This is a genomic window from Saccharothrix sp. ST-888, assembly GCF_000955975.1.
Classification (GTDB): Bacteria; Actinomycetota; Actinomycetes; order Streptomycetales; family Streptomycetaceae; genus Kitasatospora.
Map to the genome: position 1 here is coordinate 1 of NZ_JYJF01000797.1, position 323 is coordinate 323.

Here is a 323-nt window from a genome sequence, read left to right on the forward strand (position 1 = left end):
TGGTATGACAGCGGGTCGCCGCCGGTGAGCAGCACGTCCCGGATCTGAGGGTGTTCGGCGATGTAGCGCAGGTCCTCGTCGAACGACCCGCTCTCGTCGTCCCGGAAGTAGGGGCCGTTGACATACGTTGTGTGGAACTTCCGGGTGCAGTGACGGCAGTAGACCGGGCACGCCCCGGTGATCAGCATGATCCCCCGGTCCGGGTACTTGTGCACCACCCGATTGGTCTTGCGGTACACGGTGTCATGGACCGGCTCGACCCACGCACCGTAGAACTCGACCAGCTCCCTGGTCGAGCGCCCGGCCTCCTGGCGGACCGGCCG

General features: G+C 66.3%; 1 pseudogene. It reads right to left on the reverse strand.

The window, feature by feature from the left end:
* A pseudogene (locus UK12_RS42415) lies at positions 1 to 323 on the reverse strand (arginine 2,3-aminomutase); the annotation flags it as partial.